15 protein-coding genes and 1 pseudogene are annotated in these 20,184 nt (G+C 58.0%); 7 read left to right on the top strand and 9 right to left on the bottom strand.

Going from position 1 to position 20,184, the window contains the following annotated elements; all coding sequences use genetic code 11:
* Nucleotides 1-34 precede the first annotated feature (34 nt).
* From colR to BLT55_RS16390, 5 genes and pseudogenes are all read left to right on the top strand, one after another.
* On the top strand, nt 35-718 hold the full coding sequence (gene colR, locus BLT55_RS16410) for a two-component system response regulator ColR (RefSeq protein WP_007248919.1): 684 nt from the start codon (nt 35-37) through the stop codon (nt 716-718).
* On the top strand, nt 708-1,997 hold the full coding sequence (locus BLT55_RS16405) for a sensor histidine kinase (protein WP_055000155.1): 1,290 nt from the start codon (nt 708-710) through the stop codon (nt 1,995-1,997). Before colR ends, BLT55_RS16405 begins: the two co-directional genes overlap by 11 nt.
* Nucleotides 1,998-2,196: 199 nt before the next feature.
* Nucleotides 2,197-2,877 (top strand): class I SAM-dependent methyltransferase, encoded by a 681-nt coding sequence (locus BLT55_RS16400; protein WP_055000156.1) that lies wholly within the window; start codon nt 2,197-2,199, stop codon nt 2,875-2,877.
* Between the two features lie 4 nt (nt 2,878-2,881).
* Nucleotides 2,882-3,604 (top strand): annotated as a pseudogene (locus BLT55_RS16395) (lipopolysaccharide kinase InaA family protein).
* Nucleotides 3,601-3,828: a hypothetical protein gene (locus tag BLT55_RS16390; RefSeq protein ID WP_055000157.1), complete on the top strand. Its 228-nt coding sequence runs from the start codon at nt 3,601-3,603 to the stop codon at nt 3,826-3,828. The pseudogene BLT55_RS16395 and the gene BLT55_RS16390 overlap by 4 nt, the downstream one beginning before the upstream one ends.
* A 68-nt stretch (nt 3,829-3,896) precedes the next feature.
* On the opposite strand, the gene BLT55_RS16385 is transcribed toward BLT55_RS16390, so the two are convergent.
* Genes BLT55_RS16385 through BLT55_RS16375 form a run of 3 tightly spaced genes read right to left on the bottom strand, consistent with a single transcriptional unit; the run spans nt 3,897 to nt 7,548 of the window.
* The gene (locus BLT55_RS16385) at nt 3,897-4,994 is read right to left on the bottom strand and encodes a DUF1513 domain-containing protein (protein WP_055000158.1); all 1,098 of its coding nucleotides are present in this window, start codon (nt 4,992-4,994) and stop codon (nt 3,897-3,899) included.
* Nucleotides 4,995-5,010: 16 nt separating this feature from the next.
* Nucleotides 5,011-6,075, bottom strand: coding sequence for an imelysin family protein (locus BLT55_RS16380; protein WP_055000159.1), 1,065 nt, complete (start codon nt 6,073-6,075; stop codon nt 5,011-5,013).
* A 45-nt stretch (nt 6,076-6,120) separates the two neighbouring features.
* Complete coding sequence (locus tag BLT55_RS16375) at nt 6,121-7,548, bottom strand: di-heme oxidoreductase family protein (protein WP_055000160.1); 1,428 nt, start codon at nt 7,546-7,548, stop codon at nt 6,121-6,123.
* Nucleotides 7,549-7,726: 178 nt separating this feature from the next.
* On the opposite strand from BLT55_RS16375, the gene BLT55_RS16370 reads away from it, so the two are divergent.
* Nucleotides 7,727-8,356: a pyridoxamine 5'-phosphate oxidase family protein gene (locus tag BLT55_RS16370; RefSeq protein ID WP_055000161.1), complete on the top strand. Its 630-nt coding sequence runs from the start codon at nt 7,727-7,729 to the stop codon at nt 8,354-8,356.
* Between the two features lie 17 nt (nt 8,357-8,373).
* Here the strand turns inward: BLT55_RS16370 and BLT55_RS34000 are convergent, their stop codons facing one another.
* The gene (locus BLT55_RS34000; RefSeq protein WP_223862762.1) at nt 8,374-9,429 is read right to left on the bottom strand and encodes a DUF6708 domain-containing protein; all 1,056 of its coding nucleotides are present in this window, start codon (nt 9,427-9,429) and stop codon (nt 8,374-8,376) included.
* A 471-nt stretch (nt 9,430-9,900) separates the two neighbouring features.
* Between BLT55_RS34000 and BLT55_RS16355 the strand changes: the two genes are divergently transcribed.
* Nucleotides 9,901-11,004 (top strand): IS5-like element ISPsy19 family transposase, encoded by a 1,104-nt coding sequence (locus BLT55_RS16355; RefSeq protein WP_004663854.1) that lies wholly within the window; start codon nt 9,901-9,903, stop codon nt 11,002-11,004.
* 108 nt (nt 11,005-11,112) lie between these two features.
* Here BLT55_RS16355 and BLT55_RS16345 read toward each other — a convergent pair whose 3' ends face one another.
* From BLT55_RS16345 to sodB, 5 genes are all read right to left on the bottom strand, one after another.
* Nucleotides 11,113-14,274, bottom strand: a complete 3,162-nt coding sequence (locus BLT55_RS16345) for a toxin VasX (RefSeq protein ID WP_223862782.1) — start codon at nt 14,272-14,274, stop codon at nt 11,113-11,115.
* On the bottom strand, nt 14,271-15,158 hold the full coding sequence (locus BLT55_RS16340; protein WP_055000970.1) for a DUF4123 domain-containing protein: 888 nt from the start codon (nt 15,156-15,158) through the stop codon (nt 14,271-14,273). Before BLT55_RS16340 ends, BLT55_RS16345 begins: the two co-directional genes overlap by 4 nt.
* A 305-nt stretch (nt 15,159-15,463) precedes the next feature.
* Nucleotides 15,464-16,828, bottom strand: a complete 1,365-nt coding sequence (locus BLT55_RS16335) for an imelysin family protein (RefSeq protein WP_055000102.1) — start codon at nt 16,826-16,828, stop codon at nt 15,464-15,466.
* A gap of 179 nt (nt 16,829-17,007) precedes the next feature.
* Complete coding sequence (locus BLT55_RS16330) at nt 17,008-19,059, bottom strand: putative bifunctional diguanylate cyclase/phosphodiesterase (protein ID WP_007248905.1); 2,052 nt, start codon at nt 19,057-19,059, stop codon at nt 17,008-17,010.
* Nucleotides 19,060-19,421: 362 nt separating this feature from the next.
* Entirely contained in the window at nt 19,422-20,003 is a 582-nt protein-coding gene (gene sodB, locus BLT55_RS16325; RefSeq protein ID WP_007248904.1) for a superoxide dismutase [Fe], read from the bottom strand.
* Nucleotides 20,004-20,184: the final 181 nt, after the last annotated feature.

Below are 20,184 nucleotides of genomic sequence, written 5' to 3'. Positions count from 1 at the left end.
CTGCGCCAGCCCAAACTGCATATGAGAGTGCTCCATGCGAATTCTTCTGGTTGAAGACAACCGCGACATCCTGGCGAACATGGCCGATTATCTGGGCATGAAAGGCTACACCGTCGATTGCGCCCAGGATGGCCTCTCAGGACTGCATCTGGCAGCCACCGAGCATTACGACCTCATTGTTCTCGACATCATGCTGCCGGGCATTGACGGCTACACGCTGTGCAAGCGCCTGCGCGAGGACGCCCGTCGCGATACGCCGGTGATCATGCTGACCGCCCGCGATCAGCTGGACGACCGTTTGCAGGGGTTTCGCTCGGGGGCTGACGACTACCTGCTCAAGCCGTTCGCCCTGTCCGAACTGGCCGCTCGTATCGAAGCCGTATTGCGTCGGGCGCAGGGCGGTGGGCGGCGCACTTTGCAGGTGGGCGATCTGATCTACGACCTCGATACGCTTGAGGTCACGCGCGAAGGCCGCCTGCTCAAGCTCAACCCGGTCGGGCTCAAGCTGCTGGCCGTGCTGATGCAGAAGAGCCCGCACGTGCTGCGTCGCGAGATTCTTGAGGAAGCGTTGTGGGGTGATGATTGCCCGGACAGCGACAGCCTGCGCAGCCACGTGCACCAACTGCGTCAGGTGATCGACAAACCGTTCGCCAAACCGCTGCTGCAAACCGTGCATGGTGTGGGCTATCGCTTGGCCGAGGGTCGGGATGGAGTTTAAACAGAGTCTTGCCCAACGGATCATCATTGCCTTCGCATTGATGAGCGCATTGGTGGCCGGGTCGTTTGCCATCGGCATCATTTCCACCGTCCATCTGGTCGAAGAAAAACTGATCTCTGCCGGCCTTGGCGGCGACCTCAATCGCCTGATGCTGATGGACAGTGTCAGCGACTGGAGCCACCGTCCCAAGCCTGACCAGTTGTTCTATTTCAGCAACGGCCCTGGCGACTTCGATCTGCCCAAGGACCTGCGGCATCTTGAGCCGGGCTTCCACGAGGTTTTTCGCGGGCCATTGTCTTACCACGCCATGATCGAGGTGGTGGACGGTCGGCATTATGCGCTGCTGCAGGACCAAAGCGATTTCGAAGAGCGCGAACGGGTGCTGTTTGCCGTCGTGCTGGTGGGCTTCGTGTTGGCGCTGGCGCTGGCGGTGTTTCTCGGCTGGGTGCTGGCGCGTCGCGTCATGGCGCCGGTCGTGCGCCTTGCCAGACAGGTTCGTCATCGTGACCAGCTTCTGGGCCTGGCACCGCCGCTGGCACCCGATTACGCCGCCGATGAGGTGGGTGAACTGGCAGTCGCCTTCGACGCGACGCTGGGTCGCCTCAGACAGGCGCTGATCCGCGAGCGGATGTTTACCAGCGATGTGAGCCATGAGCTGCGCACACCGTTGATGGTGCTGGCCAGTTCCTGCGAGCTGCTTTTGGAAAATCCTGCACTCGACCAGCGCGCGCGTCGGCAGGTCGAGCGGATCGGCCGTGCCTGCGAGGAAATGCGCGATCTGGTGCAGACCTTCCTCATGCTCGCCCGCACTCAGCGTGAAGACCCGGCGATGACACCGAAAGCTATCCTGGTCGGCGTGGCCGAACAACTGATCTCGCAGTGGCGCGACCCTATCGAGAGCAAAGGCCTTACGCTGACCTACAACCCTCCACCTGAAGATCAGGTCTCGGACATTCGCTACAACGCGACGTTCCTGCACGCGGTCATGGGCAACCTGCTGCGCAATGCTCTGCACTACACGGACGAAGGCTTCATCATTTTGACCCTGCAAGCGGAAAGCTTCACGGTCGAGGACAGCGGCGTCGGCATTCCCGAAGAAAAACGCGAAGCCATGTTCGAGCCGTTCGTGCGCGGCAACGAGCAGCGCGGTGAAGGGCTGGGGCTCGGCCTGTCACTGGTGCAGCGCATCTGCGTCAATCAGGGCTGGAGCGTGGATCTGAGCCCCATGGAACCGCATGGCTGCCGGTTCAGCGTGACCCTGAACGTCGTTAAGTCCTGAGTTCTTTCTCTGACAAAAAGCGCCGGTGTGTGATCGGAAATCGACTGCATTTCGTCGATTGGTCACACACAGCGCTTATCTCTCTGTAAAATCTCGAAACACCTGTCTCACCAACGTGACAATTTTTTCACGTTGAGATGACCTGACAGTAACGGCGTGGCCTCTATTTTGGCCCCCATCACTGTCAGGAGCTGCCCTCATGAGCGAGCGCATAGAACTCGATTTTTCCCGTAAATACGACAGGACGCATGCCCGTCGATACTTTGAAAAGCATCAGGATGGTCTGTGGCGCAAGCTGTCGCACCATCGTGACGAGCAATTGGCCAGAAAGGCTTTGCACGTGGCCGGTGACCCCGGGCTCGTTCTGGATCTGCCGTGCGGTGCTGGTCGTTTTTGGCCATTACTGGCCGAAAAACCCAACCGCTCGATCATCGGTGCTGACAACGCTGTCCATATGCTTAACACCGCCATGGAGTCGCAACCGGCAGAAATCGTGAAAAGGGTACAACCCTTGCAGACATCTGCCTTCGACATCGATCTGCCTGACAACGCGGTAGACAGTATCTTTTGCATGCGTCTGATGCACCATATTGGTCAGTCCACCGACCGAATGGCTCTATTGAGGGAGTTTCAGCGGGTGACCCGGGACAGCGTGATTGTCTCGCTATGGGTCGACGGCAACTTCAAGGCCTGGAAACGCGGACGTCTGGAGAAAAAACGTTCGCAAAAAGGTGTGCAGGAAGGTTACCAGAACCGTTTTGTGTTACCTGTAACAACAGTAGAAACCGAATTTGAGCAGGCCGGATTTCGCATTCAGAACCGAATGGATTTCCTGCTGATGTACGCCATGTGGCGTGTCTATGTCTTACGTAAAAGGTAAAAAGATGGGTTTGCAGTCCTCGAAAAAGCCAGTTGTGAACTCGATCCAGGATGAGTTCAGCCATTTCTGGAGCAAGCGCGGCGAATGGGTTGAAGAACCTAATGTGCGTCGCGGCGGAGAAAGTGGCGTACAGCGGCTGCTGATGGAGGACGGCAAGACCCTTTATGCCAAACGCCAGACGGGTCATATATAACGTAGCCTGTTGCACCCGCTCGGACGCCCGACGGTACTGCGTGAACGCGAGGCGCTCGAAGGGTTGCGCAAACAGGGTGTGGTCGTACCTGAGGTCGTGTTCTGCGGTGCCAGACGCGGCGATGAAAATGCCTGGCAGGCGCTTTTGGTCACCGTCGAGCTGGTGGGGTTCGGAGAAATCCAGAAATGGCTCGATGCCGGCGGAAGGGAGCGCCATGGCGAGCTGTTTTACGAGCGGATGCTCAAGGAAGTCGCGACTACTCTGGCGCGTATGCACCTCGGTCGCTGGCAGCACAGCTGTCTGTACATCAAGCACATTTTTGTCCGCGTAACCGGCGAAGGCCCCGACGCCGACGTTCAGGTGGCCTTGCTCGATCTGGAAAAAGGCCGTCGCCGCGTGACCGCTTACGGTGCGGCCCAGCACGACATGAAACAGCTCCGACGCCATTCGTCATTCAGTGATGCAGACTGGCAAAAGCTGGTCTATTTTTACGAGGCGGCATTTGGCAGCTCCATCAAAGGTTTAGAGTCATGAAACTAGAAATGGCAAGAGGTCTATTTGTGTTCAGTGCGCTGGCGACAGCGACCGTTGCAATTGCTGCGTTCGAGCAACCGGCGACCCGGATACTCAGCGCGGTGCATGGTGAGGGGTATTGTCCGATGCCGCGCGTGGCGAAAAGCCTGGTTGCGGTGAGCCCGGATCACGACCTTTTGCTGCTCATGTACGGCCTGGTTCAAGGGACCGGCGTTCGTAACTGAGCCTGTTTCACGCCCACTCAAAGGCCCCTTCAAGGGGCCTTTTTGCGTGTGTGCGCTTGTGTCGACAGTTACGCCACGTGCAAGTGGTTGTCCCAAAGCCCTGCGGGCAAATCCAGAGGCTTGGCCATTAATCCGCTTTTGCGGCAATCGTAAAACCGGCAGCGGCCTTGGCCTGACGTGACCACGAAACCGTCTGCCACTGCACCGACGCCCGCGCAGTCCGGCAACGGTGCGTCCAGTTTCAAGGCGCCGCTGTCCAGATCCCAGATGAAAAACCGGTTGCCACGCGGAGCCGTGAGGGCGACCAGTCGCAGCTCACTGTGCACCGCGACGCTGGCCGTGTAGTGGGCCATTGCGCGCAGTTGCTCTTCTGCCACCGGAAACGCCTGAAATGGCTGGCCCGGACGCTTGATCGCCAGCAGCTCGGCCAGTTCGTGGCTGGGCCCCATGAACTGTTGACCGGCAACGATGGTGCCGTCCGCAGCGATGCCCATATGTCGCACGCTGTTCATCTGCTGCGACAATGTTTCCTTGCTCAGCAACGTCCCGTCACGCTGCATCAGCACCAGGCTGGGCTGCATCGCATCGAGGTTCATTTCAACGCGACTTTCCGCTTCAGTGCGAATGCCGCCATTGGCGACTGCGAGGGTTTCGCCGTCCGGCATCCATGACACCTGATGTGGACCGATGCCGTGCGTTGGTATTTCGCCTGAATACTCCAGTCGCTCATCGACAAATCGATAGACGCCCAGCAGACCGCGACCAGGATCGCTCGTGTCGTTTTCCGTGGCGTAAAGCCATTCGCCGTCACGATGAATCACGGCATGCCCATAAAAGTGTCGATCGGGCTGTGAGGTGATGGTTTGCAGCAGGCTGCCGTCGCGCAGATCGATCAGATAGCTTTCGGTGCCCGGACGACGCGCGATGAACACCGCCAGTGGCAGGCCCGGATGGTTGATGATGTCGTGACAGCGCTGACCGACCTGGGTGGCGAATACCTGCGTGCCGTCAAGTCGGTAGCCCACTGCGTAATGCCGGCCGTCGCTATCGTCACGCGCGGAAAGCAGCAGGGGGCCTTGGTCCTTTTGCCTTAACAGCGTCCAGCCGCCGAGCATGCGAGCACTTGGCAACCATTTGGCGAGGGCCATGACCTGACGTCGCAACATCATTCGTATCCTCTGATCAGTCGCCGTCGTTGGCGTTGAAGCCCAATTGAATACCCAGCGCCTTGGCCAGTTCGCCCTCGTGCAGGCGATGCACTGCGTTCAGGCTGTCATAGAACGCATTGAGTTGCTGGCGTCCGGCCTCGCTGGCCAGCAGGTCGGCCAGCGGTGGCTTGAGCTCCGTGAGCAGTTTGCGGCTGGTGGCGTAGGCTGCATCGATTTTGTCGGCCAGTGGTTTCTGTTCAGCCGGGAGCAAGCCTCGCAAGCCCTTGTTATCCACACCTGTCCAGACTGTTTCGGCGCTGATCAGGCTGGCCTCCAGACTGCTGAGCGACGCTTTGCTGCGCCATGCGTCAGCCTGGAACGGCTGCGGCTGGCCTTTGCTCTGCCGACCCAGCGGGGTCCCCAGTTTTTTCTTCAGGCTGTCCAGTGCAGTGACCTGAACCCGTAGCAACTCGGCAATGGCTTCGTGGGAGTCGGCGTAACGCTGGTTGGGAAACTTGCTCAGTTGCGCGAGCATGCCGTCGGTGCTGTTCCAGCTGTTGAGGATTTCTTCCGCCAGTTGTTTCTGGCGTTCACCAATGGCCATCAACAGCGGGCAGTAACGCGCTTTCTGCTCGGCATTGGCCGTGTCGATTTCAGCATCGAACAGGATGTATTCGTAAGCGGACAGACCCTGAACCACGACGCTGGCTTTGGACAGTTCATCGGCTGTGATCTGCGGCTGCGCGGCAACCAGTTGTTCGACCTGACGGCCAACCAGATTCTTCTTGTCCGGCCAGAACTGTATCTGCCAGGCGCGATTGCCCTCGGCCAGCGGGCCGATCAAAAGTGGCTGCAACTCGGCCCAGGTCTTTTGCGCCTTGAGGAAGTCGGCGCGGGCGGCTGCCAGATCGGTCTTGCCCTGGCAAAACGCCAGAGCGCTGGCTGCCAACTGACGATCAGCGTCAACCCAGCGGCTGTAGGTCGGCAGTATCACCTGCTTGGCGATGGCCGCAGACGTGACTGCTTGCGGGTCGGATGGCGAACAGGCACCCAATGCGAGAGCCGCAAGGCTGGTCAGCAACAACTTGGGTCGGAACATGTCCGGCTCCTTATTTTTGACGAAGTAATGTTGGAATGGGCGCAATCATAACGAATTCAGAAAGGCCAGCAGCGCTTCACGCTGTTCAGCATCGAATGTCAGTACTTTGCGTTGCGCGGCCTGCGCTTCGCCGCCGTGCCAGAGTATCGCCTCAAGTACATTGCGGGCGCGACCATCATGCAACAATTGCGTGTGTCCGCTCACGGTGCCGGTCAGGCCCAGCCCCCACAGCGGCGGCGTACGCCACTCGCTTCCCGTGGCTTGAAACTCAGTACGATTGTCGGGCAGCCCGTCGCCCATGTCATGCAACAGCAGATCGCTGTAAGGGCGAATCTCCTGATTGGCCAGTTCGGGCTCGGCAGCGTCGCCACGGGTCTTGAACGCTGGAGTGTGACACTGCTGACAGCCCGTCTCGAAAAACAGATTCTTGCCGGCGAGTACTTGAGGATCATCCACTTTGCGCCGTGCCGGAACGCCCAGGTTGCGGGTGTAGAACTCCACCAGGCGCAGGATGTTGTCGCTGACCTCCGGTTCGCCGTTCGGGCCATTGCCATTCGGCGCTGCCAGGCAGTCAGTCTGGGCCGGGGTGCAATCATCGAAACGACGCAGGCTGGTCGTCAGCCCCATGTCACCGGCAAAGGCGTGCACGTTCTGCTGGTTGAGATTGGGTTGCCCGGCTTTCCAGCCGAACCGGCCCATCACGACTTTCTGCTGCGCGTCGTCCCATACCCAGTTGGCACGACCGGAAATACCGTCGGCGTTCTTGTCATCGGGGTCGGCGTTGGCGAGGATGGCCTCGTCGGCAATGGCTTCCAGCAGCCCGAGGCCGATCATCGGCGGGGCGATACGCGCCGAAATGTGAATGTCCGGGTGCATCGGGCCGTAGCCCAACTGGGTGATGCTGAGGGTGGGCTGACGCAACTCTACAGTCGTGCCGTCGCGAAACGTGACCGCCAGCGCGTCGTACTCGACCCGCACCTTGCCCTCCGGCGCCACGCCGGGGTTGGCCATATCCTGCAACTGTCCGCCGTAGGTCGGTTCGGGTAACACCCCGTTGCGACGGATCAGATCGGCGTAGGCCGGGTCGTCCGGAATAGACAGCCTGACCAGCATCGACACCGCATTGCTGTCGCTGGCTTCCGGTGGGTGGCCCCGGCCGTCTTTGATATGGCAGTTCTGGCAGGCGTTGGTGTTGAACAATGGCCCGAGGCCGTCGCGAGCGGTGGTGGTGGATGGAGCGATCACCCACGGGCTGCGGAAGAAACTGTTGCCGACGCTGAAGTCGAGCCGTCGTACCGGAGACAGATTGGCCGATGGCATGGAGAACGCGTTCTGGTCAGTCTTGCGCACCGTTGCGCTGCCTGCAGACAACGCTTCGCCCGGCTCGGCATGAGTGAAGCGCGGGGCGTCGTCGCACGCGCTCAGGACCAGAGTCATGAGCAAGGCAAGAGAAAGACGGAACCGCGTACTCATACACATCCTGCAACGAGGAGGAAATCAGGGCGTGCAAGCTTATCAGTCTGCTGCGGTTTGAATAAGAGGGATTATCGTTTACTGCATCCGACGTAATGCGTTGTTACGAATCTTTGAAGCTGGCCGGCTCCTGGCATTTTTGCTTATGCTGCATGGGCCGCCCAACAGAGATTATCCGATGGAAAATCCGGACAACAACGCGTTCGTGACCACCACCCAAGCGCTGGAAGCGCTGTATGGTCCGATTGCGCCGCCCTCCCTGATCAAGGAAGTCGACCATATTCACCCGGCCTACCGGCCCTTCATCGAAGCCGCCCCTTTTGTCGTGCTGGCTTCTGCCGGGGCCGATGGCCTCGATGCGTCGCCGCGTGGCGATCAGGCGGGCTTCGTGCACATCGAAGACAGCAAGACGCTTTACCTGCCTGACCGACGCGGCAACAACCGGATCGATACGCTGCGCAACATCGTCAACGACCCGCGCGTTGCGCTTTTGTTTCTCATCCCCGGCGTCGGTGAAACCCTGCGCATCAACGGCACCGCGCAGATCTCGATTCAGCCCGAACTGCTGGCGCGTTTCGCAGTGAAGGGCCAACTGCCCAAATCAGTCCTGCGCATCACCGTGACCAGTGTGTATTTCCAGTGCAGCCGGGCAACCATCCGGTCAGGCCTGTGGGACGCGACACAGCACATCGAACGCAGCGCGCTGCCTACAGCGGGGCAAATACTGAAAGCAGTTTCAGCCGAGCAAATCGATGGTGACGCCTACGACAAGGCCTTGCTTGGTCGGATTGCGGACACGTTGTATTGATCAAGGCTGCTGCCTGATCAGCCTCTGGTCTTGCTCGGGTTATTTTCCTTCTCGCGAAAGTGCTCAAAGATGTCCATCCCCTTGCGAAAGCTTTTGCGGACTTCTTCACTTTGCGCAATCAGTTCGGCACTCGGGGATTGCCATTGATCGCGAGGCAGGGGCTTGGACCAGTTCTGCACCGACTTCGGGAAAGCTGTCTTCGGCAGTCGCTCGACCCAAGTGGCGATATGGCAGGGCAAGGTCCAGCCGCTGCAGAACTGGATCAAAAGAAAGCCGAAGAAGTAGCGCAAGTAGCCGTGGTCAATCAGATAATCACGGCGGCACATGTGGAAAAACCCCACGGTGCCTTGCTCGGGAGTATCGCCCATCATCGGCTTGGGCAGGGCGTCTGGACCTTCCTCCATGTACGCGCGGATGGCCTCCCACTCGCTGACGGCCATGCCGAGCGTGAAGGCTGGCACCGTGAGCCACATCACTTGCCCATCCGAGGCATCTACCAGGCCGATCATCAGCGCGAACTTCTGCTGAGAGCCATATTCCGTTGGCACGATGCTGCTACTGACGCAGGCAATGACTTCTTCCCATGGAATAAACCTGGGCGGCTGGCCGCGTTTGGCGACGTACGCCACTTCGCGGCGCTGGCGATTGAAGCGGATGGGGGTGGTGGTGGATAGTTGATAGACCGCGTTGAGAAAAAGGTAGCTGTATGCAGTCGATAAAATAATTAAAGTAATCCACATAAACCAGTTTGAAAGAACTAAAGCTCCAAACGTCTCGGAAAAAGATTTTTGAAATCTAAAGTAACCGTCGATGCCAAGTCCAACAGCGATCAGAAAAAAAAGACTGATAATCGTAATGATTGCGCTTATAAAAGCACGGGCTGAGAACTCTATGTTCGCTGAGTTCAGTGCAAAGTCGAGATAGACCTCGTTCGCTTCCTGGTGTAAATGTCGCGCACTGTAGACTTTTACACCCATTGGTACTGGACGTGGGGCGAGATAGAATACCTTGATGCCTGACTCATCTTCTGTATCGCCCGCGCGTGGCAGGCGATCGTATTTATTGATGCTCATCAAGATGCTCCCCCATGATTTGCACTGCTGGCAGTGTTACGCCTGTCTCGACGGAGTCAGACGACGCATTTATGGGTTTGCTCACGGACTCCCTGCTTAGCGGGATACGGTAATTCAGGTAGCTCTGATCTGCTTTCAGATAAGTATTGGCTAATGCCGGCTTGACTGCGACCCGCAAAAACAGCATTGCGTTATGTCTCTGCCACTCTTCCGGGATCTCCAGTGCCAACGTCAACGGTGATGCAGAGACAACGGACAGTCCTTGGCGAAGTACGGTGCTGACATCTTGTCTATGAGGGGCGTCCACTAGGGAGGCGCTGATTTATTCGATTTTTCGTCCCTGCAACGCTCTGGAGGCCTTGATTTATCTGGGGGCAACAGCTGGGTTTTAGAATAAATCAGCGTCTCCCTAGGAGGGTGTAGACAAAATAAATTAAACTTTCACTCCCTTGTCTGAATAGCCCTCAAGCCATGCCTAAAACCGGACGTCCTCGCTCGATTGCCGCCGAGCACTATCCCGTGCTGGTGAAACTCGCTCATGCACAGCCCTATTCCAGCCAGGCCGAATTGGCGCTCGTATTCTTCGCCGAAACCGGTATCACTGCGCATCCCGACACCTTTGCAAAAGCGTTGAAAATGGCAGGGATTACGCGTGTAAAGCAGCGGGCCAAGGGAAGTTTTCAGTCACCTGAACCTAATAAAGCCTATGGCTACAATGAAACCCACCGCCGCCAACTGCCGGAGCAGCTATATCCGAGTTGCTTGACAGATACCGAGTGGGCACTGGTCGCCGACCTGTTTGAAAGCCAGGGCGGACGAGGAGTGCCACCGCTTCACTCTCGGCGCACGTTGCTGGAAGCCTGTTGCTATGTCGTACGCACGGGGTGCTCATGGCGAATGCTACCCCGCGATTTTCCTCATTGGGACAATGTCTACAAAACGTTCCGCCGGTGGAGCGCTCAAGGCAAGTTCGAGCAAATGCATGATCGCTTGCGAGCTCAATGGCGTGAGCGGGAAGAACGCGCTGACAGCCCGTCAGCAGCGATCCTGGATTCACAGTCGACCCGCAGTTCTCCTCAAGGCGGTGACAGCGGCTACGACGCAGGCAAAAAAGTGAAGGGGCGTAAACGAAGTCTGATTGTCGATACATTGGGCCTGCTGCTGGCTGTCAGTATCAGTGCTGCAAGCGTGCAGGATCGTGACGCGGCGGATGATGCGGTGGCGTACTCGAAGGAAAAATATCCGTCACTGAGCACGCTTTTTGTTGATAGTGCGTACGCAGGAAAATGGGCACAGCGCACCCATCAACTGCACGCTATCGATGTTCAAGTGATCCGTGGCCCGAATAACAGAAGAACAGGGCAATGGCACTCTGAACAAGGCGATCTATTTTCCGTGGAGCCTGTTCAGACTGGATTTGTGGTCATGCCCAAGCGATGGGTAGTGGAGCGAACTCATGCCTGGAATGAGAGAGCTCGGCGACTGATCATGCATCATGATCGCCTTTTTGCGGTAAGCGAGGCATGGGTTTGGTTGGCCGAGGCTCGAATACTCGCGCGCCGACTCACTACATGATTTTGTCTACACCCTCTAGGGAAGGTCTGAAAAAGCCTTTTCTTCAAAAGTCGAAGCCAGTAAATACAGGCGCTCCAGCCCGGTTCCTCTCCAAAAAAATGGGCTTTTTCAGAGGATACCTAGCTCGGCAAACCAGCGCAAAGACGTGTCGTCAAAGCTGGCCTTGGTTATCCCCGGTAATACTAAATGCAGACTCCGTACTGGTTCGCCATCAACACGGCGATTGCTGATGCCTTTATCGAAAATCGTGGGGAGTAGATTGGTCTCGGCAAGTTTTTGTGAGTGTGTACTCCAGTCCCAACCTTGGGGCTCTTTGCCCCAGATCCCATACAGTAACCAACGTTGTTGTTCTTCCAGGTTGGAGTAGTTGAATAGCGATTCGCCGCTTAATTGAAGTGCGGTGAAGATTAGGCCCCAAGGAGTGAGTCGAATCGAAAATCGTAGAAGTCGTGGCCCTCTTGTAGACCACGCTAGGTTTGCCGCTTCTTCTTTGGAATAAGTGGGGTCAAGGTAAATATCCGTCAATATGCCGATTAGCTCTTTACCTGTCTGTAGCGTCAATGCGGCGTTCACGCCGGTTGCGCCGACGTCACCTGTCAGCGCTATGAGTGCTCCTGTCTGTTCGCCAGTCGAGCCGTAGGTCAACGCTTTCTGCCATTTCCCCCAATTATTCCATGCCGTACCTGCACCGCCCAATAAACTCAGCGGCGCGATAAATGCTCCTGAAGCCAATCCTATCTTTCCTAGGCGAGCAGTCAGTAACTTTCCGCCTGTCTCAGAGCTTCCGGTTGTTATTGCTCGAAGAGCATTGTCAATCATTGCAACGTATACCGCTTGCAAGACCGATAGCGCCGCCGACGCAACACTGCTGAGTCCACCCAGAACAACTACAATTTCTTTGATCGTTCTACGGTTTCCGGACCCCTTCCAAACCTCCCAAGCCTCCCCCAGATTCCCAATCTGCAAACACATCGCCAGCAACGGAAAAAAGCTTCCCTTCAGTGCCGCCGCAGCCGCGCCTTGAGTCGCATAGCCTCTTAACCCGCCAGCCCGCAGCTTTTCGATTTCGTCATTAAGCGCTTGCAGTTGCGGATCGCTGATATTCAGTCGCACACCGATCGCGCCGTTGGCCTGGGTGCCGGTCGGGGTGATGGCTTTTTCCAGTTCGCGGCGCAGGGCGTCGCGTGTGTTGCGGGTCTGGAGGAGCTGGTTGTTGACGTATTGCCGCTCGTAAAGCAGGTCTCGATGTTGATCCGCTGTCAGTGTGCGGCGGCTGATCAGTTTGGTGATACGGTTGCGCTGCCGGATGAGATCATCTTCGGCGGCGAGCAGCTGATTCAGGCGGATGAAGTTGTCGCGAAACTTTTGTACGTCGGCTTCGTCTGCAATTCTCAGGGTCATTGCTTCCTGTTGCAGCGCCACCAGCATGCCCAGCCGTTGTGCGCGGTTATTCGCGCGGCTGAAGTTGTCCAGGTGTTGGCGCAGTTCCGGGCTGTTCAGCCGGTTTTGCATCTCTATGAGCCAGCGCTCCAGGCGCAGGGCAACGGCGGGGATGTAGCTGGCGTTGACGGCCTGATGCAGGGGCAGAGCGGCAGGGTCCAGGTTGAGACTGTTGGTCCAGTGATTGCCCATGATGTGGCTGATGTCAGCGATACGCCGGTTTGCATCGGCCAGGCCGTCACTGAAATTGCGCATATCATCCAGCCATTTGAGCAGGCTGGCTGACTTGGAACGCAAGAACTCCAGGTCCAGACGCCCGTAGAACACCGGCAAAATGTAGTGCGGGTTCTCGTGAAAATAATCCCCGACTTTTTGCAGGCTTTCGTCGGTACGGCACAAGTCGCGTGTGCAGTTGAGCTCCATCGCCAGTGCGCTTTTCAACTGGTCGGGATGTTCCGGGTCGAAGTACCACGCACTTCGATAGAGCTCTCCCTGGGTGAAAAGGCTTACGCGGTCGTGGGTGATATCGTCGAGGCGCTGCGTCCAGCGTTTCAGGTGCGAGCGCTCATGAGTCAGGTAGGCTTGCATCTCTCCGTGTCGAACAAGATCGTGAATGCCTCGCGCGCCAATCCCGACCCCGTTCAACGTGCCTTGGCTGTTCTCTTCCAGGGTTTCGATATCGTCTTCAATTTCCTCGTGCAGCGGTTTGCCGAGGGCTGACACCATCTGTGAGTGCTTACTGTCCATGTCCTGTCTGGCGAAACGGACGCTCGGTGGCTCTTCGAAAGGGTTTCCGCGCAACGCGGAATACTGTCCTGCTGAAGTCGTGGCGGGCTCGGGTACCTGTTTGCGTTCACGGCGCCAGTGATTGCGCGCGTTGAGGTAGTCATAGATGCGCGAGCGCTGTGCCGGTGTGGTTTTTTTCAATAACGCTGAATCGGGAGGCAACGGGCGAGTGCTGTTTTCACCAATGCTCATTAATGTGTCGATGTAGCTGGCGGTGAGGTAGCGCATTTCGTTGTCATTGCGCTCGCGCCACTCATTGAGCCAGCTCACTACTTCGTCCTGCTCTTGGGCAAGATCACGCAACAGGCCAATGCTGTCGTCGAGCACCAAATACAGGTAATTCAATTCGTAGAATGGGTTGAGGGTGTTTTTAAGCTCGCCGATTTGTGTTTCCCGAAACAGTGGCAGATGTTCCCAGACATAGTCCTGAGTTTCCCCGACCGGCATGTCAGGTGCACCGCACTGCTGGGCTGGCAGCTCCGCCAGTTCTGCGAGCTGTTCCCGGATCTGCTGTTCGGTACGAAGGTAGGTGCCGCCTTTCTGACAGTCGGCTTCAGCCAGGTTCACTTTCTGCATGAAGTAGAAACGGTCTGCTGCGTTACCCAGCACGTGCATGCACTTGGCCGCTGTCCATTGCAGTTCCGAGTAAGCGACATGCAACGTGGTGTCACGGGCGAATATCAGGGCGTGTTCGCCAATGGACGTCTGCCTGACATCCTGAGCCACTTCCTGGTCCTGCCAGAGCAGTTTGGTCGGCACACCGTTGTCGAGGCGGTACTCATGCAGGTAGCCGCTGTTCTCATCAATGACATACAGATAACCGTCGCGAATCAGTCGCAGCCCCAGCGGTCGCTTGAGGCCTGAGTAGGGCAATGAATCCGCCTGGCTGTGCAACCGCTCGACACGCCCGCTACGCAGCGGTAATAGCTGGATTTTATCGCCCATCAACGGGCAGTGGCTCATGCTGTTGCGGGCGTCTGCGTGACTTTTTGCTCTCGACTCCCAGTAAGCGTTGTCCTCAGGCGAAAGGGTTTTGCGGATCATGGCCGGGCGGCTCCGTGCTGTTCGCGACTACGTTCCACGGTCAGCCAGTTGGCCTGCTGAATACGCTGCGAGGGCGTCAATGAGGACCTTTCAGTCATCAGCATTCTGATATCGAGATGCGCATCGGCCGGCTGCCCAGCGAGAAAGCAAACGACGTTGGCGTAGTGGAAAATATCCACTTCGCTGTTGAAGCCTGCTTCATAGGCTGTGACGGCCAGCGCGTGCACGTGGTCGTATCGTGACTTCAGGTCCGAGGAGTTGAGGCAGGCCGGGAAAAATGTGCGCAGGTGCCGGTCGAGGCTGATCACCATCAGGCGGAACGCGACGTCTCCCATGGCCTCTATCTGCCGGGAGTTCATCCGGTACAGGATTTTCTGGTCATGAACGGCCGGTTCACCGTGACGCGTGTGATGGACCCAGCGCTCAGTGACGACGTCTGCTGCGTAAACCTGCTCGATAGGGCCGAACAGCCTGTTGTCGGTGTGTTCCGGGTGAAGGCCGAACAGGGCGTTGGCGACGGGCGGGTCCGAGAGGTTCAGATGGCAGGATTTGCCTGCAGGCAGGTCCACGAACACCAGCCAGCGCAGGTGACTGGCGACCGTTGTGTGGTTGGCGTCACTGAATAGCAGCAAACCCCATTCGTCGCGGGTGTGAGTCAAAAAACTGGAAAAGGCGGGGTCGTATGGGCCGTTGATTTGAATCAGCGCCGGCGAGTGGTCGAGCAGTTCGCGGAAGCGGGTTTGCACGAACAGCATTGTGTAGATTGGGTCTGGATTCCAATCGAACAGCTTCCTCCTCAACTGCAGAAGATTGATGGCGTTGAGCAGCAGATAAGCGTTTTTCGACCATGGCAGATCACGAGGGCCGGATTCAAATTCAGACATGAGCGCGCTTCGACGGAGCAAGAGGCGCGGATACTCGGCGGTACGGGAAGCGTGTTCAATACGCCGAAATGACTTTAGGGAGACGCTGATTTATTCTAAAACCCAGCTGTTGCCCCCCAGATAAATCAAGGCCTCCAGAGCGTTGCAGGGACGAAAAATCGAATAAATCAGCGCCTCCTTAGGAAAGGCCCTACAGTAATTGCTGAAATATCGCCGATCAGACGTGACGCACGGGTCGCCCGGACACAAAAAAACGCCGATCAGCGAATTGACCGGCGTTGTTTTTACAGCAGCAAGCGCAGTGATCAGAACTCGTGATCGGCGTTATCCGGGTTCAGGTCGGTGATGCCCAGCTTGCCCGCCGCTTGCTCAATGGCACCGGTCTGTTTGACCAGAGCGGCGATAGCGTCGCGGACGACTTGATTGCCTGCGGTGTTACCGGAGGCGATCAACTGGTCGAAGTGTTCGCCCTTGTTGGCGTGATCGACGATGGCTTGCAGCTTGGCCTGAGTGTCGTCCAGGTCTGCGCGCAGGGTGGCGTCGGTGGCCGGATCGACTTTGGCTACCAGCGACGAGAGGCTCGGGCCGCTGACTTTGCTGCCGTCGGTGCGGGTGTACTCGCCCAGGTACACGTTGCGAATGCCTTTGCCGTTGTAGAAGTGCGAGTTGTGCGTGTTGTCGCTGAAGCAGTCGTGCTCGTCTTCGCTGGAGTTGGCTTCCAGTGCGACTTTCATGCGTTCGCCAGCCAGCTCGCCAAGGGACAGGCTGCCCATGCCGAACAGCATTTTGCGCAGGCCGCTTTCGCCCGACTCGGCTTCCAACGTAGCGCGGTAGTTATCGGCCACACCTGCGCGCCAGTTGCCGGACATTTCTTCCAGGTCGCTGACCAGCAGGTCAGTGACGGCTTTGAGGTAGGCGCGGCGGCGGTCGTTATGACCACCGGTTGCGCCTGCGCCTTCAAGGTAGTCGCTGGCTGGACGATTGCCGGCGCCAGGGCCGGTGCCGTTCAGGTCCTGGCCCCAGAGCAGAAACTCGATGGCGTGGTAGCCGGTGGCAACGTTTGCCTCGGAACCGCCCAGCTCGTTGAGGCTGGCGAGTTTGTCGGCAGTGATCTCTTTGACGTCGACCTTGTCCTCGCCCACCTGAATTTCGGTGTTGGCGATGATGTTGGCCGTAGCGCCTGGGTTGCCCAGCGCGTGCTGGTAATCCTTAGCCACATAATCGATCAGGCCTTCGTCCAGCGGCCAGGCGTTAACCTGTCCTTCCCAGTCGTCGATGATGGTGTTGCCGAAGCGGAATACTTCGCTCTGCATATAAGGCACACGTGCCGCCACCCAGGCTTCACGAGCCGCTTTCAGGGTTTCGTCGTTGGGCTTGGCCAGAAATGCGTCGACCGCCGCGCTGAGTTTTTTCGCACCGGCCTCGGCATCGTCGAATACGGCCGACACCATGTTGGCGTAGTTGGCGACCACGGCTTTGGCCGCTGCGTCGTCTGTTTGTGCGGCGGCGACCGGCGCGGCGGCGGGTGCAGCAGGCGCTGGCGCGGTGGCCGGGGCAGCAGGGGTTGCGGCTGGCGCCTGGGCGGCGGCCTTGTCCTTGCCTTCACCGCAACCGGCGAGAGAGATAGCGATGGCCAACAGACTAGCGGTTGCCAGAGGCATACGAATCATGACGGAATCCTGCGTCGATAGGGTTAAGGCGGGAGTGCGCCCATAAAATCTGCGACATGATGCGAAAGATTTGCATTCGATGTAAAGGCAAAACGCCGTTGCCGTCGTGATCAGGTATCAGACAGGTTGTAAAAGACGGTTTCAAAACGTTCTGACCGGCCTCTGCTGCGCGGCAGTTTTCAGAGTGTGACGGGATTGCGCTGACGTGCCTGCTTCAAATACGCCAGCAGCTCACGGGCTGCCAACGGTTTGCTGTACAGGTAGCCTTGGCCTTCATGGCAGCCCTCGGTCACCACGTAGGCCTCTTGCTCGACGGTTTCCACACCTTCGGCAATCACCTGCATGCCGAGGCTTTTGCCCAGTTGGATGATTGCCCGCACGATCGTGGCGTCATCGTCGTCATGAATGAGGTCCTGGACGAAACTCTTGTCAATTTTGATCTTGTCCAGCGGCAGACTCTTCAGGTAACTGAGCGAAGAGTAACCGGTGCCGAAGTCATCGATGGCGATCAATGCACCGGAGCGGCGCAGGCTGAGCAAGTGCTGGGCGGCGGTATTGATGTCTTCCATCAGGCCGGTTTCGGTGACTTCCAGCTCGAGGCAGCGGGGTGGCAGGCGATAGATTTGCAACAGGTTGTTGACGACCCGTGGCAGCTCGGCGTGATGCAGTTGCACGGTCGACAGGTTCACCGCCATGCGCAAATCGGTGAAGCCCTGATCGAGCCATTCGCGCAACTGGCGGCAAGCCTGGTCTAGCACCCATTCACCGATGGCGATGATCGTGCCGTTCTGCTCGGCCAGCGGGATAAACGCGTCCGGCGGCACCAGCCCATGCTCCGGGTGTTGCCAGCGAATCAGCGCTTCCACGCCGACCACACTGTTGTCGCGATAGCTGATCTGCGGCTGATAGACCAGGTACAACTGATCACGCGGCAAGGCTTCACGCAGGTCTTTTTCGAGCTCCCGACGGCGGCGCATTTCGCTGTCGACGCTGGCGATGTAGAACTGGTAGCGATTGCGCGAGCGGGCTTTGGCCAGGGTCATGGTCTGTTCAGCTTTCTGCAGCAGTTTCTCGGTGCTGTCGCCGTCCTCGGGGAACAGGGTAATGCCGATGGTGGCCCGCAACTGGATGCGCTGTTCGGCTACTTCGAACGGGGCTTCCAGCTCGTCGAGGATATTTTGCGCCAGTTCTGCCGCTTCGTAAGGCTGCTCGATAGTGGCCTGAACCAGCGCGAACTGATCGCCGCCCAGCCGCGCCAGAGCGCCGAGCCGGCCGCTGTGCGCGCGCAACCGGTCTGCGAGTGCCAACAGCAACTGATCGCCGGCCTGATAACTGAACTGCTCGTTGATGCCTTTGAAGTCATCGAGGCCCACGCACAGAACCGCAACCCGGTGTTGCTGACGTCCGGCATCCTCCAGAATCCGGTCCAGTCGGGTCTGTAATTGAAGCCGGTTGGGCAGCCCGGTCAGAAAGTCATAGTGCGCCAGGCGCTGCAGATTGCTTTCGGCCTCGTGGCGCAGGTAGGTGTTGCGCTCGATGGAGGCCAGCAGCTGATTGGCGGTGTTGACCCAGATCCCCAACTCGTTCTTTTCATGACCCTTGAGCAGCGGCAATTGATACTCGCTGGGGCGATCCGGGTTGATGGTCGTCAGGTGCTCGATTATTTTCGACAGCGGCTTGGTCAGCAGCCAGTGATAGACCAGATACAGCACCAGGCCCATTGCCAACGCTCGTAGCACGCCAGCGATGAAGATGATGCCCGCGTTGACCAGAAAACTTTCGCCGTAGTTGGCCGTGTCCAGGGTAATGCGCAAATCACCGTAATACTCGCTGTACGGGCTGCGTCCCACTAACTGCGTAGAGAAGCTGCGCTCTTGACCCAGAATGAGATCGGTCAGCCAGCGGGTCGGCGATGCTTTCAGCGGGCGGTCTTTTTCGGCGAGCAGGGTTTCGTTGGGGTGTCCGATCGACGCCATGCGCACCGAGTCATCCTGAAACAGGCCTTCGATGACCTGCATGCCCATTTCCCTGTCCAGGCTGTAGACCGCCTGAGTCGAGGGGTCGCGAAACATGCCGAGAATCCGCTCGGCATCACTTGCAACGGCTTGCCGGGTTTTGTAAGCGTCGAAAACGATTTGCGCGCAGCTCAATACGACGCCCACCAGAAGCGCTGACAGCAGCACGACACGCAGCAGCTTTACCGACAGGCTGTTCTTGAGTTCCAGCTTCAATGGCCGTTCCTTAGTTCGTGTCGGAGGGGGCGCATAGCCCCGTCACCCTCGAAAAACCGGAGTGCCTCAGAAGGGGCACCGCCGGCTGATCCTCGCGTTCCTTGCACCCACTGGCCCACGCCACCTCAATGCAGCCGACGGCCGTGTGCATGATTAGAGCAGGACACTGTAAAGAATTACGTCGTGATAATACGTCGTGATAATTAGCTAACTAACGCTTTCTGACAATACACAAAGTACGAGCGGCAGGCGAAAAACATTTGTACGTCGCATGGATGAAAAACCGCTCGCCTGAGGCCATTACGCAGAAAGCGGGCCAAAAAAAACCCGGCGCAGGGCCGGGTTCTTCAGTGTTGCCGGATTCAGGAGGCGTATTGCTGAGCCACGAAATCCCAGTTCACCAGGTTCCAGAACGCTTCTACATACTTCGGACGCAGGTTGCGATAGTCGATGTAGTAGGCGTGCTCCCAGACATCGCAGGTCAGCAATGGCTTGTCGCCGCTGGTCAGCGGGTTGCCGGCACCGATGGTGCTGGCCAGCGCCAAAGAGCCATCAGCCTTTTTCACCAGCCAGCCCCAGCCGGAGCCGAAGGTGCCGATGGACGTCTTGCTGAACTCTTCCTTGAACTTGTCGAAGGAGCCGAATGCAGCGTTGATTGCTTCGGCCAGCGCACCGGTCGGCTCGCCGCCAGCGTTGGGGGCCAGGCAGTTCCAGTAGAACGTGTGGTTCCATACCTGAGCGGCGTTGTTGAAGATACCGCCCGAGGAAGTCTTGATGATCTCTTCCAGCGTTTTGCCTTCGAACTCGGTGCCTGGCACCAGGTTGTTCAGGTTCACGACGTAGGTGTTGTGGTGCTTGTCGTGGTGATATTCCAGAGTCTCCGCAGAAATGTGCGGCACCAGAGCGTCTTTGGCGTAGGGCAGTGGTGGCAATTCAAAAGCCATGGTTTATCTCCTTTCAGGTCAATTGCGGTAATCGCGTGGCCGATCACGGGCGGCCAGGAGCAGCATGCACCGGGAGTTTTACTCTTTTGCGGCGCAGACCCCGGATCATAGCACCGGGCCTGCGGCTTAACCACGCAACAACTGTGTGGAATAGAGGTTCCTGCGCTGTTGCCCCAATGGA

It is taken from the genome of Pseudomonas cannabina, assembly GCF_900100365.1.
GTDB lineage: Bacteria > Pseudomonadota > Gammaproteobacteria > Pseudomonadales > Pseudomonadaceae > Aquipseudomonas > Aquipseudomonas cannabina.
The sequence above is the reverse complement of the archived record's forward strand: the minus strand, read 5'-3'. Positions and strand labels throughout refer to the sequence as shown.